The organism is Corynebacterium crudilactis, from assembly GCF_001643015.1.
Lineage (GTDB): Bacteria > Actinomycetota > Actinomycetes > Mycobacteriales > Mycobacteriaceae > Corynebacterium > Corynebacterium crudilactis.
The window spans coordinates 79,765-95,927 of sequence record NZ_CP015623.1; the positions used below are offsets into that span (position 1 = coordinate 79,765).

The 16,163-nt window shown below is 55.4% G+C and carries 18 protein-coding genes; 5 read left to right on the forward strand and 13 right to left on the reverse strand.

What is annotated here, in order from left to right:
* Positions 1-15 precede the first annotated feature (15 nt).
* From ccrud_RS14355 to ccrud_RS15480, 3 genes are all read right to left on the reverse strand, one after another.
* Positions 16-255, reverse strand: coding sequence for a hypothetical protein (locus tag ccrud_RS14355; protein ID WP_066570345.1), 240 nt, complete (start codon positions 253-255; stop codon positions 16-18).
* Between the two features lie 218 nt (positions 256-473).
* On the reverse strand, positions 474-767 hold the full coding sequence (locus tag ccrud_RS14360) for a hypothetical protein (RefSeq protein WP_066570347.1): 294 nt from the start codon (positions 765-767) through the stop codon (positions 474-476).
* Between the two features lie 71 nt (positions 768-838).
* A complete protein-coding gene (locus ccrud_RS15480; RefSeq protein ID WP_157776048.1) occupies positions 839-1,000 on the reverse strand; it encodes a hypothetical protein in 162 nt (53 codons plus the stop codon).
* Between the two features lie 351 nt (positions 1,001-1,351).
* Here ccrud_RS15480 and ccrud_RS14365 point away from each other — a divergent pair, with 351 nt between their 5' ends.
* Positions 1,352-1,555, forward strand: a complete 204-nt coding sequence (locus tag ccrud_RS14365) for a hypothetical protein (protein ID WP_066570350.1) — start codon at positions 1,352-1,354, stop codon at positions 1,553-1,555.
* A gap of 172 nt (positions 1,556-1,727) precedes the next feature.
* Here ccrud_RS14365 and ccrud_RS14370 read toward each other — a convergent pair whose 3' ends face one another.
* From ccrud_RS14370 to ccrud_RS14420, 10 genes are all read right to left on the reverse strand, one after another.
* Positions 1,728-2,057, reverse strand: a complete 330-nt coding sequence (locus tag ccrud_RS14370; protein ID WP_066570358.1) for a hypothetical protein — start codon at positions 2,055-2,057, stop codon at positions 1,728-1,730.
* Between the two features lie 65 nt (positions 2,058-2,122).
* Positions 2,123-2,320 carry a hypothetical protein gene (locus ccrud_RS14375; protein ID WP_066570361.1) on the reverse strand — a complete coding sequence of 66 codons (198 nt, stop codon included), beginning with the start codon at positions 2,318-2,320 and terminating at the stop codon, positions 2,123-2,125.
* A gap of 265 nt (positions 2,321-2,585) precedes the next feature.
* Positions 2,586-3,176 carry a hypothetical protein gene (locus ccrud_RS14380; RefSeq protein ID WP_066570364.1) on the reverse strand — a complete coding sequence of 197 codons (591 nt, stop codon included), beginning with the start codon at positions 3,174-3,176 and terminating at the stop codon, positions 2,586-2,588.
* A 71-nt stretch (positions 3,177-3,247) separates the two neighbouring features.
* A complete protein-coding gene (locus ccrud_RS14385; RefSeq protein WP_066570366.1) occupies positions 3,248-3,526 on the reverse strand; it encodes a hypothetical protein in 279 nt (92 codons plus the stop codon).
* A 22-nt stretch (positions 3,527-3,548) separates the two neighbouring features.
* Positions 3,549-3,893, reverse strand: a complete 345-nt coding sequence (locus ccrud_RS14390) for a hypothetical protein (protein ID WP_157776049.1) — start codon at positions 3,891-3,893, stop codon at positions 3,549-3,551.
* A 273-nt stretch (positions 3,894-4,166) separates the two neighbouring features.
* A complete protein-coding gene (locus ccrud_RS14395; protein WP_066570383.1) occupies positions 4,167-4,505 on the reverse strand; it encodes a hypothetical protein in 339 nt (112 codons plus the stop codon).
* A 240-nt stretch (positions 4,506-4,745) separates the two neighbouring features.
* Positions 4,746-5,237 carry a hypothetical protein gene (locus ccrud_RS14400; protein WP_066570388.1) on the reverse strand — a complete coding sequence of 164 codons (492 nt, stop codon included), beginning with the start codon at positions 5,235-5,237 and terminating at the stop codon, positions 4,746-4,748.
* A 938-nt stretch (positions 5,238-6,175) separates the two neighbouring features.
* Positions 6,176-6,472 (reverse strand): hypothetical protein, encoded by a 297-nt coding sequence (locus ccrud_RS14410; RefSeq protein ID WP_066570399.1) that lies wholly within the window; start codon positions 6,470-6,472, stop codon positions 6,176-6,178.
* Complete coding sequence (locus tag ccrud_RS14415) at positions 6,465-6,992, reverse strand: hypothetical protein (protein ID WP_066570408.1); 528 nt, start codon at positions 6,990-6,992, stop codon at positions 6,465-6,467. The genes ccrud_RS14410 and ccrud_RS14415 overlap by 8 nt, the downstream gene beginning before the upstream one ends.
* A 251-nt stretch (positions 6,993-7,243) precedes the next feature.
* Positions 7,244-8,119 (reverse strand): hypothetical protein, encoded by an 876-nt coding sequence (locus tag ccrud_RS14420; protein ID WP_066570411.1) that lies wholly within the window; start codon positions 8,117-8,119, stop codon positions 7,244-7,246.
* 1,931 nt (positions 8,120-10,050) lie between these two features.
* Here ccrud_RS14420 and ccrud_RS14425 point away from each other — a divergent pair.
* From ccrud_RS14425 to ccrud_RS14440, 4 genes are all read left to right on the forward strand, one after another.
* Positions 10,051-11,325, forward strand: coding sequence for a hypothetical protein (locus ccrud_RS14425; RefSeq protein WP_157776050.1), 1,275 nt, complete (start codon positions 10,051-10,053; stop codon positions 11,323-11,325).
* Between the two features lie 96 nt (positions 11,326-11,421).
* Positions 11,422-13,908, forward strand: a complete 2,487-nt coding sequence (locus ccrud_RS14430) for a type IV secretory system conjugative DNA transfer family protein (protein WP_066570416.1) — start codon at positions 11,422-11,424, stop codon at positions 13,906-13,908.
* Positions 13,909-14,044: 136 nt separating this feature from the next.
* Positions 14,045-15,748 (forward strand): conjugal transfer protein, encoded by a 1,704-nt coding sequence (locus ccrud_RS14435; protein ID WP_066570419.1) that lies wholly within the window; start codon positions 14,045-14,047, stop codon positions 15,746-15,748.
* Positions 15,749-15,831: 83 nt separating this feature from the next.
* Entirely contained in the window at positions 15,832-16,140 is a 309-nt protein-coding gene (locus tag ccrud_RS14440) for a hypothetical protein (RefSeq protein WP_066570426.1), read from the forward strand.
* Positions 16,141-16,163 lie beyond the last annotated feature (23 nt).

A 16,163-nucleotide genomic window follows, 5' to 3' on the forward strand; every position in this document is an offset into this window, starting at 1 on the left:
GCCTGGCGCTGCGGATTACTTTTTCTTGCCATCCAGAACGTCGTGGATGCTTTGGCGGCTACTGTAGTGCGATGCTGCGGTGATGTCTTTCAGGGGCGCTCCTGCGAGGCGCGCTTCGCGGATTGCTGCGTGATGCTCTGCGATGGCGTCCTGGATTTTCTGGGCGGTAAATGCGACATTTTCCAGGGGAAGAATAGTCACGTCTGTGACTGATTGGCGGACTGTTTCAAGCCCCAATTCTGCGTCTCGATCCATATCTAGCTTTCCATATCTAGCCCTGCGGGGATGGTGGTGACGATACTGTCGATAGTGGGCGGGTGGTCGATAAAAATAGCTTACGTCCATTTTGTAGACGTGTCTAATGTTTGGATCAGCTGGGCGATGTATTTTGTATGACGTACTACAAAATATGTACTACGTCATACAAAATACAACACCCTGACCAGGCACATTACAAAACCCGGCAACCATTCCTACACATCAGTGTTAACGGCAACAGCGGTGATGAAGTGGTTGGCGTCGAAAAACGCGACCCCGCCAATCACGTCCCGCGCTGCATTAGACAACGTTGCCATAATTTCGGAGGCCAGTTCGGGGGAAACTTTGATGTCATCCGAGAGGTAATCTTTTACAGCGTCGCGGACATCATCCACCATGCCTGTTGCCGTGCGGATTGCTGCGTACTCCGCGTGGTAGCCCCACTGTTTTTCCTGCTTCGCCTCGTAGAGGTCGCAAGCTGTGTTGAATGCTTCGTGTGTGTTGTTCATGGCGTTTTTCCTTCACTTAATGGGTGGATCGTGGGGCGCGCCTGCACACCGCGCCCCTGCGGTGTGGTGGCCTAGAAAAGGGCGTCGATGTTGTCTGCGGTGACGACGGTGAAGTCGGGGGAGCGTCGAATGGATGCCATGATGGCGGTGTCTTCGCTGACTTTCCCACCGTTTGCGTCGTGCCATGCGCCGTCCTGGAAGTTGTATGCGGCGGAGGTGGTGTTGATGGTCATTGTCATGCCTTTCGGGAGTGTGTGGTGGGTTCCTGTTGTGCTTACAACTAAAACCATACGTCCAAAAACTAGACATGTCCAGTTTTTGGACAAAGTATTTTTTGGGAGTGGCTTGACCTGCGGTTTTAAAGGATTAAGTTTCCCCTTTTGCGCTATCTCGCCTCACTGTGGGCTGGGGGAACGCTAAAAAGTCCTGATTTTGGAGTAAAAACTCACGCACCCCAAGAAGCTGCACGGTTTTGATATTAAATAGTGTCATCTATTTTTAGTTTGATATTAGATAGTGTCATCTATTTTTAGGTGCGGAAAGAAATTTTATAAACAAATGTAAAAATTAAATAAGGACAAAGAATGAACAATATTTTTGGATCAACCCCACCGCTAGATTTCTCAATGCAGGCACTCATGCTCTTGGTCGCTGTACTTGCACTTCTGGTCGATGTCGCTGGCCCTACATCCCCCACACACCAGGCGGAGCCACAGGTCATCATCGTTCTGGAGCAGGCGGAGCCTGCACCCACAGTCCCCGTGGAGCCTGCCTTCGTGCAGGTGTAAAAACAGTGCAGGCAAACCAATGATTGCCTGCGCTTCCACTTCACTAAACATGCCCATCATCCCACTGCGGGGTGATGGGTTTCGTCGCCCCTTTCCATGTCAGGACAGTCCTTCTCGGAAAACAAAAAAACACCCCACGGCAGCGTCGGGTGTGAAACAGCGGATCAGGCTTTTAAGAAAAATCCCTCAAACTAATCTCATAAACAGTGGGCAGCGCCTCCCCATAACCGGCATAAACCGAGTTGAGGTATTCAGCCCCATTGCGATACGCAGCAATTCGGCGCTCATGCCCATAGCCAAAAGCGTGCTCAATCAAATCGCCCCTGTTTGGCATGATCCCCTGCACATGCGCACGAATGGACTGTGCGACCAGCGGGCGGATCGAGCCAAACACCTCCCGAATGTAGTGGCCATCAGCAAACGCGCCAAGCACCTGCTTGCGGTCGGTGGATCCAAACTGATCAACATCAAGGATGATTTCAACGGGGGATGCGGTGGTCATAACAGTCTCCTTATTGAGAGGGGTGGGGTTGTGCGCGTTATGTCAGTCGCGCCCCTGATAAATGGTTAGAGGTTGAGTGTTCTGCAGTCGATGCACTGGTGGGCACCAACGGTGTGGCGGTAGTGGGCTTCACTGCCGCAGTCGATGCAGGTTTTTATGCCGCGCCCGCTGTTTTCTTCGGCTATGAGGCGGGCTTCGTGGGGGTTTCCGCCGTGGTAGTCGTTGGCGAGTGCGTGGCGTGTCCAGAAGTTTTCGGTGCCCATGGTGGTCTCCTTGGTGTGGGGTGCCTGTGTTGCTTACAGTAAACACTATACGTCCAAAAATTAGACATGTCCAGTTTTTGGACGAACCTTTGGGTATGTCCCGTGGCAACTAGCGCCTCTGTCGCGAGGGGAACTGTGCTTACCCATGTCGTACATAGGTTGTCGTACAAAATATGTGCTACATCGACGTCGAAGGACTCTGGACAGTCCGGTCGTAAAGACCGAAAAAGGTGCCCAACCACAACTTGGTTGAACACCACTTGAACTACGCTGCTGCAGCCTGCTCCTGGTAGGAAATAACCACCTCACCCATGGCATCCCCGATAAGCAATGTCCGCACGTCAACCGTAGAAGGATCATGCTCACCCGCAGGCTGGTTAACGCTAATAGCGATATGGAAGTCACCGTTTTCTGTAACCAGGTCACCTCGATCCACGAGACAGTTGCGAATTCGACCATTCACTGCGTAGTTGGATGGACGAACCTGAATAGACCACTCACCGTTGTTGTAGTAGGTCAGGAAAGGCCAATGATGGTCTACATGTGATCCCTTCCACTTGTAGGTCACAGTGGCGTCAATGCCGTGTTCGGCGTGGGTGAACGTCTCCACGTGCTCCACAGTGGACAGCGTGAACGTGGGACGAAGCGGCCCTAAATGCCACAGCTTCACAGCTGCGTTCGCAAACTCTGGTGCGGAAATCTCGTTTGGGCTGTCGTAATCGTGTTCGTGGGAGTCGGTGAGCTGCAATGCAACATCATCCAAACTGTCGTTGGTTAACGCCCATCCCCAGCTATCAAGGAAGTCTGTGATGGCGTCTTTAACGGCTGCTACACGGGAATCACTGGTGCTGGTCATGGCTTAATCCTTATCTGGTGGGCGTCTATGTGAGGGGGCGTTTACCCGCGCCCCCTGGCGGGTGGGGGGTGTTACTGGTTAACAGCTTCGCGCACAGATTCAAAGTCGTGCTCGGTTGCCCAATCAAAGTGGAGGTGCGGCTCACCGGTTACGCGGTCGTTGACAATGCCACAACGGCTGATGGTGAGGTGGGGCTGGTCACTGTTGCTGTCTCGGTAGGAGAGGTGGGAGGTCATGCGACCGTCTTCAACAGTGATTTCCCGTGAGGCGTCCATGATTTCGTGGTCGATGATGTATTCGACGGCCAGCTTGGTTGGGGATGGCTTGAGGTTGGTGATTGCGGTGGTCATGGTGGGTTCCTGTCTGTTGGGGTTAAACGGTGTCGATGTCAATGTTTAGTAGGTCGGAGATTTCGGGTGCTGCGTGTTGGTAGGCACCTCCCCAGCGGGTGGTGTTGGCGATGGTGGTGGCGATGGTTTCATAGTGGGCGTCGTCGATGACGACGTTGATGACTGTTCGGAGGTAGTCGTTGATTGGGGTGGTGGTTGCCTCGATTTTGTTGAGGGTGTGGGTGGGGAAGTGGGTGGTCATTGCGGTGGCGAATTGTGTGATGACCTTGGCGTTGGTGGAGGCGGGGATGATGTTCTCCTGACTGTGTGGGGGTGCGTTGTTTCCTTCGCTACAAAACAATTTACGCGCTTCAAGTATCGAACGCAACCACAAGCGCGGTGGTATGAATCACACAGTTGGTGTGTGGTGGGAACGCCGCCAACACCCGGACAGTCCGCACATAAAGACCCCACAACCAACAAAAAACGACACAACCTCGAATATCGAAGTTGCGCCGCTTTCAAGTGAAGGCTTTAGCCCCCAATCGCTCAGTCCGACACCGTAGCCGCCAACGCCTAGCCTTCAACCTCACCAGACGGGACGCTGGCGGAACGGTGCTTCACGCTGCGCCAAGGTGTATTCAAGGTCGAACTTCTTCACCTAGGTCACCTCCGTCAACAAGATGTGTTTGGGGGAAATATCCCAGGTAATCGACGCCACGCTGATGATCGTCTCCGGGGTAAGCGAAGGCAGATCCGCTGCAGTCGGTGAATCCTCCAACCCAGCAAACGAGTCAAAAACGCCCAGGTTGTAGCCCCAAGTGTCGGCGTTGTTGATCAGCGTGACATAGAGGTCTTCGAGGTTTCCTCCCAAAGCTTCCGCGCGGCCTTTAGCGTCATGGGCGCGTACAGCGTCAAGGGAATACACGACAGGGGTGGAAGGGTCGTGTTTGCCAGCTACATGGCCAGGCGGGGTTGCGGTGTTGTCGGTCTGGGGCATTGTGCGTGTTCTCCTAGATTGGGTTTGGGTGGATCTGAGTGTAGGAGGCGGGTGTGCACTAATGCCCGGCGTTTTCCAAAGCGTGGCCACACAAAACCCACTGGGGTGGGTCGGAGCATGTAGACAAGGCAGAAACACCCCTACAACTGCGGACAGTCCGCACATAAAGACCCCACAACCAACAAAAACGACGCACCCTCGAAAACATCGAAAGTGCGCCGTTTCGTCTTACCCAAAGCGCTAGATACCTAGCTTTGCTTCCAACTCTTTCTTCATCTTGAACAGCTCCCCAACACGAGAAACATTGCTGTCAGAAAACTTGGCGACCATCTTTTTACGGATCGACGGGTGAACATGACCCCGCGTTGCAGCCGTATCACCAGCCACAGCACCCGTTCGGCGCTCAATTTCCTCATTCACCTTGTCAAGACGCTCACGCCACTGATCACCGTGGAGGGCGAGCGCGTCCTCCTGCTTCTTCCTACGCTGCTCAATACGTGCTTTACGCTGCGCGTGTGCTTTTTCCTGCCTGTTGGCTGCAACAGTGTTGTGTCGTTTGCAGAGGTAACCTTCGTGGCGTGCTTTACGGCAGGGTGCGCCCTTAGACTCCACCCAGGCCACACAGTTTTCACCCCACCTATCAGAGGTACCTACAGCGACATGTGATGCGCGGGCAACATCTAAAACATCTTGGGTGAGGGAGGTGGGTGCGGTGGCGGTTGGCTGCGACATGGCTTCAAGTTCCAATCTAGAAAAGCTTCGGTTGCTGTGGACGTTTCTCAATTTATGAGGGGGTTAACGTCCACTGCCCGAAGCTTGTCTTAGAACTGTTGGGTGATGGCGCTCAGTTTTTCGGCTGCGTCATCTTCGGAGACAACTGCAAAACCGTCTTTGGAAGAAAACTTTGTCTGCGATGGCATGAATGTCCATGACGTGTCTCCTTAAACGTGCTGGTTGATGGCGGTGGGATGTACGGACAGTCGGGACGTAAAGACCCGCTGGAAGCATTGTTCCAGCGGGTTAATCTTTAAGCCCACCAATGGAACATGAGGTATCCCGCTGCGCCGAGAGAGAATGCGGCCAGAACGAACCATATGGCTGGTCGAGAGGGGTGTGGGTTTGTGGGGTCTCCTTGGGTGATTTTGGCTCTTGCTGCGCTCCATATTCCGGCAAAAAGAAGACTTGCCCCAACTGCGAATAGAAGAATTACGCCTGCGATCTGAAAGGACAAACCAATGACTTCCTGGGTTTGGTTAATCATATTTCCTGCGTATGCGTTGATGGTCGTGTGTGGCATATTGTCCCTTTCCGTTGATTTTCATTCTGCGAATTACATGGATGAAAGTTAGGACTAAGTTTATGTCATAAATCTGCTACAAACCATGGGAGTGGGCTGCCCATTTCTTCAATGTTTGCCCACATAAAAGGCCTTTTTGGGGGTGGGGGATTGGGGTAGATTTTACGCCAAAAATAAATGACAACAGAAAATGTAAGCAAAATATGCAACTGCTGCAATAAAAGGACTTCGGACAGTCCGCACTTTGCGTCCCCGGCGCGTTGGTGTGGCGTCGTATGTGTGCGGGGGCGTGGCTCTGGGTTGGGTGTTCTGCAAGCAGTTTGTAGGCCTGTAACGGCCTGTAACGCCCTGTGTGTGAGTGTCTGTGGCGTGTTTAGCGCGTTGGTGGGCGTCTACCGCATATAAATGCTTCTACGGTGCCAATGAGTTCACCCACGGTGGGGAAGATCTGTGGTGTGGCGTTGGGGTGTGCGGTGGCGAGCGTGCCGTGGGGGCGGACAACATAGTCGTGGCCACCACTGTGGGTGGCGGGTTGGGTGGTGATGGTAATGCCAGCGCCGTTGGGGTGTGTGATGGCAACGGTGTTACCGATCAGTTCGTAGTGGCAACGCCACGTTTTGGCACTGGATGCGAGGCGGTGCAGTGCTTGGGTGGGTAGCGGGTTAGTCATCGGTGGCCTTGATGGTGGCGGTGATGTTGGCGGTGATGTTGAGGGGTTTTCCTTGGGGTGTGTGGTTGGCGGGGCTAAACGGTGGGTTCCAGGTGCCGGTGGCCATGTGGGGTGCCCAGTGGGAGCCGTAGAAGTCGAGGTGGGTAACACCAAGTTCGTCGGCGTTGTGTTGGAGGAAAAGGGAGACCTGTTCGGCCAGGTCGATGCCCCAGCGGGAATCGTCGCACACGGTGACCTCAATGCCGTTGGTGGTGGGTTGGATAATGCCGAATGCTTCGACCTCTGGGTAGGTGTAGGCGAGGGTGTTGACGGCGCGGAGAACTTCTGGGGTGAGCTGGTGCTCAATGTCGCCCAGCGAGTAGTTGGTGACGGTGTTGAGGGTGGTGTCATCAGGCAGGGCGCGGACGACGGCGACAGTGGGGTTGAGGGTGGTGTCAAAGGTGGGTGCGGTGCAGGCGGTGACACTCATGAGCGCGGTGGCGATGATCCCGGCGCGGGTGAGTGTGTGGGTGTTGTTCACGTGGGGAACTCCTGGCGGGTGGGGGGACTGTTTGTTGGTGGAAACAGTTTCGCAAGGTGGTGTTCACGATTGCCCGGAGTTGGATGGGGAGCTACATGGTGTGTGGTGTGGGGGTTGTGGACAGTCCGCACTTTGCGTCCCCGGAAAGAGTGTGGAACCCACCTCGTTGCGTGCTACGGACAGTCCGTACGCAAAGACCTTTATATTCGACTAGGAAACTACCCGGTGTGGGGGATGGCCAAAGTGGTGGGTTAGGTCAGTTCTTCGATGATGGCGGCCACGGCGCTGACACTAGTGCCGGGGTGGGTGGTGGCAACGTTTTCCAGCGCGGTAATCACTGTGTGTCCACCCATGCGAACAGTGTCGGCAACACGGGTGTGAATCATGTCGGGATCAAGTGGGTCGCCTGCGTCGAGGATAGCGGTGATTCGGGTGCTGTCAGCTATGTCGGTGATGTAGTCTGCGACGGCGATTAGAACATCGGGGTGGGCGATCCAGGCTTGTGTCGTTTCCGATAGCTGCAGGAGTTGGCTTGTGGTGATCCACGGGAGTGTTCCGCCACCTGGCATGGCTATCGCATGGGTGGTGAACGCACCCAGCTTGGGGGCATTAGGCCAATGCGGGTGGGTGACCCAGGGAATGCGGTCAGGGTCGTGGAGGTGGGGTGTGTGGGTTAGCCAGGTGGCCAGCCTGTTGATGGCGGATTGGCGGGTGGTTTCACCCAGTTGGGGCAGGATTGTCGGCCAGGGGACATGCAACTGTCTGCACAAAGCAATACCGGAGGGGACGGCTGCGCGGGCGTGCTGCGCTTCGCGTTGGGCGCGCTGCTCATTGGCCCACATGTTGCTTAGGTAAGCCAAGGCGGTGTCGGAGTCTGTGGTGGGGACGTGGCCGGAATGTTTTTTGAAACGTTTGTAGGCTGCGTTGCGTTGAACACCACCAATGCGCTGGCAGATGATTGCCCAGGGGATTTCTGCTTCACGTGCCATGGCAATCGCTGCAGAAACTTCGAGGGCTGCATATTCTTCGGCGGTGTTGGCGGAGGCTTCCTGCTGGCGGGCGTGGTTGAGGCTGTGCACTGCTTTGAGGGTGGCGCGTTCGCGGGGGGTGAGTGTTTGTTGAGCCATGGCGGTTGGGGTCTCCGATCAAAAGTTATCCACAATGTATCCTATCGGTGTTAGGATACACTACCCCTGAGCTGGGGGAACAGCCCCGCCGTCACGCGCAGTGACAGCCCCCCGGCGACTGAGGGGAGCCTAGCGGCGGGGAGCGACCCCCCCTCCCCCAAAAGAAAAAGAAAAACACCACCGCCACAGGCGGAAAAACACACCCCAAAAAAGACAAAAAAGAAAAAGAAAAAAGAGAAAAGAAAACCTCTCGTCATCTTCCCCCGCCCCCAAGGGGCGGTAAACGCTGGTGCGCGTCGTGGCGCTGCGAGGGCCGTGGCGGACTGCCGTAGTGAGCTGTTGTGGGTGTTGGCTGAGGGTGTGTTTGTTCGTGTGGTTGATGGTGGGTGTGTAGTTGACTGCGCGCGGCCACACACGCCTACGGCAGGACTGCGAACGCGGACTAGAGGATGTGTGTGTCACGGGGGCGAACCATAGTGCGCGCCGGGCTTTTCTTTTCAGGGCATCTGATGGTGCCCTCCCGGCGCGCGGCCACACACGCCTATGATGCGACTGGTGGAGCGAGTTGCGGATGTGTGTGTCACGGGGCTTGCGTGTGTGGGAGTGAAGCTAAGTCGGTTGGGGGTATCTGATAGTGCGTGGGCAGGGGGTTTGCTCTGGGGGTTTCTTCGGTGGTTTTCTTCCCCCGGCGAGGTGGTTGTTTTTGGTGGTGTGGTGGGGTCACCGACTGGTGGTTTGCCGGGGTTTCCCCCATGGGGAAGCTTCGGGAAGTAAACCACCAAAAAAAGGGGCACCCCTCCCGGCGCGGCCACACACGCCAACGATGCGACTAGTGACGCGACACTGGGATGTGTGTGTCACGGGAGTTCGGTGGGTGGGGTCTTCGCGTTGGTTGGTTGAGGGCATCTAAAAGTGCCAGTGGGGGCGCGGCCACACACGCCTACGATGCGACTGGTGGAGCGAGTTGCGGATGTGTGTGTCACCAGGCTTCTCTTGGGGGCGATTGGGCAAGTCTTTTTAGGGCATCTAAAAGTGCCAGTGGGGGCGCGGCCACACACGCCAACGGCGGGTCTGGTGACGCGACACAAGGATGTATAAACCACGGGGCAAACCACAGTGCGCGCCGGGGTTCCCTTTTCCAGGGCAACTGGTTGGCAGGGGGTGGGGACGCCACCACACACGCCAACGAAAAGACCGGCAAAGCGCACCACTGGTGTGCACGTGTTGGGGCCTACACAAGTGCCACCACAGAACCCAGTTCGAGGGCACCAAGCAAGCCACACAGCGGGGGAAGAAAACTTCAAAAGCAGACTACAAAGCAGACTACAAAGCAGACTGCCGAAGCCACCCCCCAAGCAGCAACCACCGCACCGCCCCCTGTGGTGGGAAAAAGTGATCAAGGCCTGCTCCTTTTCACGCAGCGAAGCAAGGGGAAAGAGCGCCGCACGATCACGCCCACCACACTGGCGGTTTCGACTCACCCACGGCGGTGCGCCCGGACACGAATGTCACCCAGAGGAAAGGAGGATTCAAGCGAGCGCCGAAACCACCTTTTCACTGAGACATGAGGGTCAGCACCACCACAGGGAGACGAAACCCCAGACCCGACCCCACACGCTAAGCCAAGAAGCACCGCAGCGAAGCAAGGAACAGCGCGACGAAGGAATAGCCCAGGGGGAGGGTGGTCGGCTCTGTCGTATGTATTTTGAAGTGTGTATGACATGTGCTGTGACCTGGTGTTATACGGTTTCAAGGGGGGTGGTTGGCTCTACCTATGCCCGGCATAGCGTGTAGCATACTTCGTTGTAGACCCCGTGGCATACCTCACGCGCCTGTTTGACTGGTGGTTTTTTGGTGTGCGTACAGGGGGTTGGTGAACAGCTTTTGGTTATGCTGTGTGACTGTTACAGCAATGTTGAAAGGTGGCTGAGTTGGCTAGGATTGTGAGCCTGTCAGAGCAGGTGCGAGCACAGACCCCGTTGATACCGTCGAAGAGCGTGGGCGAACGGTTGCGCAGGCAGAGAAATCAAGGCTCAGAAGCGGGCAAAAAAGTGGGTGACGGGTGGGTGCGCACACCCGCCGACGATCTGTTTCTTGAGATGTCCACACGCCTGGGTGTCATCACTGTTTCACAGGCTCACCGATACATCTATCCCACCCTGAAACCAGAGACTGTTCGCAAGCGAATTTCCATGATGGAACAAGCTGGTTTGGTGAAGAAAATCGACACCCTCGCATGGGCTGGCGTTGTCGTCTATCCCACCGTTGCGGGGCGTCGCGCTGTGCTTGATGAAGACTCGCCACTTCTTGCGATGGAACCGCCCTCCGAATCGACCATGTTGCACCGGCTGTTGGTCACCGAGGAAGCCCTCAAACTGGTTGCCCAAAACGTCGAAATCATTACTGAACGTGAAGCCCGCTTGTATGAGATGGGCATGACACCAGAGAAGATCGAAGACCGCGACGTGTTCCTCGCCAGCAAAGGTGTGCGCCGAAGCGTGGACGGCTCCCGTGGTGTTGTCCCCACACACCAAAGCACCGAGCACGGCACCGTGGATCGCTACCTCATTGTTCCCACCCCAGGTGCGGAATCCCAATACAGAATCCCTGATCTTTTTGAGGTCACCGCCCACGGGGAACTTCGCGCCATCGAAATCGAAATCACACCCAAACGCCCCGCCCGTTTCAGAGCAATTCTTGCCGCCTATCGTGAAGCCTGCGTCGGCCACAACCCCGTCCCCCATGGTGTGAAAAAAACACTCAAAGAAACCGGCCCCATCCTCCGCCAACTCGCAGGTGTGCGTTGGATCGCCACCGACCCAGTTATGGCCATGCTTCGCGGCTACCCCGACGGCATCAATCCTTTCAGCGGAAAAGAAGACATCGGCATGGTGCGACCCCTATGGAACAGCCAAATCGACACACACCTTTTCTTCTCACATCCCTCCACCTGGAACCTCGACCGAAAAGCCTACCCACTCTCCACCGCACCACTCGACGTTTCCCACGACCCCGGCCTAGAATACGCACTCCACCAAGCAGTCCTCCCCGCCAATTTCAGATCCACCATCCGCGAATGGAGAAAATGGCGAAAAATCTGGCAACAAGAAACCGCCAACGACACCAACCCCACCGACTTCACCCAATGGCTCCGCGCGCCGGGAACGTTGGCGAGGGTGCAGCAAATGGGTGGGCGAACCAGCTAAACCCACCCCACCTGTTTGTGTGTGAAAAAGTTTGTGCACACCTCCCTGCGACAATCGGTGCAGCAATGATTGTTTATGGAAAGGTGTGTGCGCACAATGGGACTTTTCGGCTCGTCAAAAGCTGATGACACCGACAGTAAAAAGTCAGAGAAAAAATCTGGTGGAATCGTCCTCCCCCTCACTGTTGCCGGGGTGGCAGCCATGGCGTTGGAACCCCTTGTCCTCCCCATCTTTGTGACGTTAGTGATTGTGGGTGAGCGTCGAAAAATTAGACTGTCCCGCTGGTGGTTGGCTACTGGTGTTGGCACCATCATTGCGTTGGCTGCATCAGGTCTGAATTTTTCCCGGTTGGGAAGTTGGTTCCTCTCCGCGCCTGCAGCGTTGTGGGGTAGTCGGATTCCGGACTCACTTGATGTTCCAGTTTTACCCACCATTGCAGCGATGTCGTCTGACACATCCACCGCATTGTTGTGGTTGCAGCATTGTCTTGTGGCAGCACCGACCGCGCTGTTTGGTATGTCGTTGTGGTGGTGGTGGCGTTCCTATGCACTCCAAATTTTGGGTGAAAACGAGGGTGCGAAATATTCGAATCGACGCCCCGTTGGGTGGTTGGATCGACGCCGCATTAAACGTAATGAGATTGCCGTGCGCTCAGGGGACTGGTCACAGAAAAACCCTGGGGGTATTGCTCTAGGAATCGGCACCTATGGTGATGTTGCCAGCACTGTTGTCGATGATGTGAAAAAAGCTGTTGCGGTGGTGGGCACCTCCCGTTCCGGTAAAACTCGTTTGGCTAATTCGATTGCAGCGCAGCAAGTTCACGAAATGCAGGGTGGGCACATCACCATCTGTTACAAGGGTGCTGATGATGTGGCACGCGCCAAGGCTGAACTCGCCCACGAAATGGGTGTTCCGTTTCTTCACTTCAAGTTGATGCCACCAACTGGTGGTGGGTATAAAGCTCCGCATCCTTATGCCCCGAATCGGCCAGCGCACTACGATCCGTTCCAGCACGGCAACGGCGCATCAAAAGCAGCGATGCTGTTGAATTCTGTTCCCCGAGACGGTGACGCTGCAGTCTACGAACGTAAAGCATCGGAGGCAGTGAAACTGGCCTACGACATTGCAGCGCTCACCGGTTTTGATAAGCAGAAAACGGAGACTGGTGCACCTGTGAGTGGTCTTGCCGTGTTGGCTCGACTCCTCGACCCGGACACTCTGGTCAAAATGGGTCTGTCTGTCACAGTGGAGCAGGTGCGTGGTGCCCACCCGTATCTGTCTCAGGCAGCCGCAGAGTCAAAAGTGGGTGCCATTCACAGCCGTATCGAGGCATTCAAAATTGAGTTGGGTCGTTCCAGTTCCACACTGTCTGGCGCATTGGAGGATGTGCGTTCCACGGTAGCGTCCTACGTCAACGACTCGGCTGCAGGTTCGTTCCTCTCACCTGGTTCCATCCCGTCGTTGCGGATTGATTTGGTGCGCGCGATTTTGCGCAACGAAATCATTGTTTTCTCCCTCCCGGCGCAGGAATATCCGGAGATGGCGTCGATGATTGGCACGATGGTGTTGTTGGATCTGCAAAACGCGGTGGCCACCCTTCGAGACAAGCGAAACATCATTGCCGAACGCTACGACAATGAGGGTGAACAGCGCCCCGGTGGCCCTGATGGAACGCCCTGGAATCCGTTGGTGGTGCAGTTGGAGGAAATTGGTTCGGTGAAGTCCACGGCAGCTGCAGAAGCCATGCTGGGGCTGTTTAACAAGTCTGCCGATGTGGGCATTAGGCCTATCCTGTCTACCCAGTCACTGTCAGATATTGAGGCAGTTGATGGCAGTGGTGTGTGGCTTCGCCAGCTCACCGCGCAGCTGGATCATTTGATTACTTTTCAGCTCTCAGAGTCGCATGATTCGGAGAAGGTGGCAGCGTTTTCCGGCATGGTGGAAAAGAAGCTTCCCACGGAGTCGAATTCGGTGGAAAACAACCGCACAGGCCTGTTTAGAAGCGCCACAGCGGTCAACGATCTACGGTCGCAGCCCCAGGAGCTTAACCGTATCCCTGTGGGTGAGGCGTTGGGTTTGGATCGGTCTTTGGGGCAGCTGTTGTGGGTGTCGAAGGTGCCTAAACTGTCGGCGGTGCACACCACCGGCAAGGAAGGCCCCAACAACTGGTTTGAGGCGTTGCAAATCGCCCCAGTCTATGAGAAGCCACAGGACTGGAATCCGTTTGATGATGCTGACATGGTTGCCCAATACCGTGAGGATCGAGACGATTCTTTTAAAGCATTGTTGAAAGATTTGGAGGAGGATGCGGTTCTTCACCAGGTGCTGGATGATGACGAAGAAAGCGTCGATATTGAGCAAGGTGTGATCACCCCGAAGCCGTCGTCACTCACCCCAATCCCGGCCCCGCAGGAGCCGTCCACACCGCATGATCCGATGCCGGTGGACAGTGCCGCAGAGTTCCATCCCACCGATGAGGACATCCCAGCCCACCTTGACTCACACGACGATCCCTACAGTGATCCGTATGGCGGTTCCACCATTGAAACCTTTGATGATGGCAAGGATAACGATCTATGGTGATCACCTCGTAGCCATCTAAAACAACCCCCGCCCAGACCCGCCGAATCGTGGTTTTTCCACCACGTCGGCGGGTTTCGTGCACACCCACCGTTTACGGTGTCCCACATACGTTTGACAACGATGTTGAGGACAACACATGAGCACACCAACAATTGATGGCCTTTTCTGCGAGGAAGACCTTGTTCTGCCGCAAGGATTTCGCCCCTACACCCCACCTGGGGTCGATAAACCTATCAAAATCCCCACCAGGATCAAGGCTTTCCGCCCACTCCATGAAAAATCAATAAACCAGCTGAAACCCATTTTCGATACGTTTTTCGAGGAAACCCGCGCTGCAGCCGCCAAGAAAAACAGTATCCTCATTCAGCCATCCATCCCCGCAGAACCCGCACCAGCGTTCCCACACGCACCCATGCCCGTCGATGACCCCACCGACAAGGTAGCTCCTGGCGTGGATGACGTGTTCATCGTGGTCGATGATCGACGCCAATTCCTCAACCTGCAGGAACACGACGCCGATAAAGGCATCTACGTCGCCCTAGACGGCTCCCACGACGGCGCACAACCGCTGTTAGCTAAAGAAGGCAGCAAAACCCCCATCTACACCGATGCGGACGGCTTTGAACTGCCGGAAAAGCCCACCATGTTAAAGAAACTGGGCAGCAAACTCGGCAACAGCGATCACCTAGCCGGCAAAGAAGATGACTTCATTGTCTACACCAAAGAGGGCATCCCGATCGGCAACTTCGACACTGTAGCCGTGGGGCGACCACCAGCGGAGGGGCGCAGCAAACGCGGTGTCCGTGCGCTCGGTATTGCCACTGTGGCGTTGGGTGCGGTTCTTCTCACCGGTTTTGTTGGCGGCACGTTTATTGGCCGGTCGGCGGTTCCTGCAGCTGGGCAGATCACCGCCACCGAAGCGCAGGCTTATAACCTCAACCAGTTCCCTGTGGATGCGGGTGCATCGTTTGCCCAGCACTATCTCACGTTGTGTCTCACCCACCCCCAATATCGTGAAGATATTGAGACTCGTGAAGAAATGATGGCCGGTATGGCAGCCAGTGGTGTGGCAGAAAACTGTGGCTGGGAACAAGGTGGTGCGGTTACCGCTCCGACTTCTGTGGTGTTTAACGGCGATGTGGAGGAGCGACACGAGTACACCAGCGGAAAAGTCGCCTACCTAGGATTTTTCGTGACCATGAGCGATGGACGCCACTTCACAGCCACCGTCCCTGTGTGGGCAGGAGACAACGGTGAGGGACGCAGCGCCTACTCCATCGTCGGTTCTGTGGGAATGACAGCCGCGACCGCGCTGGCAGGTTCCCCAGAAATGTCGAGCGGACTCTACCAAGACCGCACGCTGGCATCGCAGCTGACCCCAACGCTGGAAACGTTCTTCAAAGCGTGGGCAGACAGCAACACCCAGGAGCTTGATGCGTTGGTGGCGACTTCTGCCACTGGTGATGTGCGTGTTGGTTTGGATGGCACGGTTCAGCAACCAGCGGTCAACAGCGTCACTGTGTACCCGAGTATTGCTCCCACGGAGATTTCTGGCAGTACCGCGACCTACAACTACGTCGATGGTGATTCTGTTACTGCGATGGTTAATTTGACGTGGACAGTGAAAGACGAGGCTGGTGGGTATCAACAGCCGGTGGGTTATCGCGTGAAAATGACCAGGGAAGCCGGTAAATGGGTGGTTTCTGGGATTCAATCGGGCGCTGTTGTTGCTGATGGTTCCTCGAATGGTTCTGGTGCTGCACAACAGTCTGTGGGTGCCACGGTTTCAGGTGGGTTTGGGGATGTTTCCAATGCGGAGGGCGCTGGAACTGCAGGTTAAAAACATTGTGCGCAGTTTGTGAACACCCCTCGTGCATACTGCATGAGTATTTCTTCCCAACCTCTTCAATCTAGGAGTTTTTCATGAGTTTTAAGGAATTCATTCTCGCCCAGGAAGTCAACGTCAGCCCTGGCGGATCAGGCGGATCAGGCGGTGTGACCCCCATTGTTGATGTTGCCAACACCTTGACCGCAGATGTTCGAACAATTGCGGTTTCCATTGCGATGTTTTTCTTTGTCATTGCATGTATTTACGGATTTTTCACGTACAAAAACGGTATCACCAGAACAGCTGGCATCATCTTGGGAATTTTGATTCTTGTCATGGTTCTTGCTGGTGGCACTGCGTTGATTACGTGGGCAGTGGACTGGGCAAACTCTCTTACTAGTTAAGAAAGTAATTCTGTTAGGAGTTT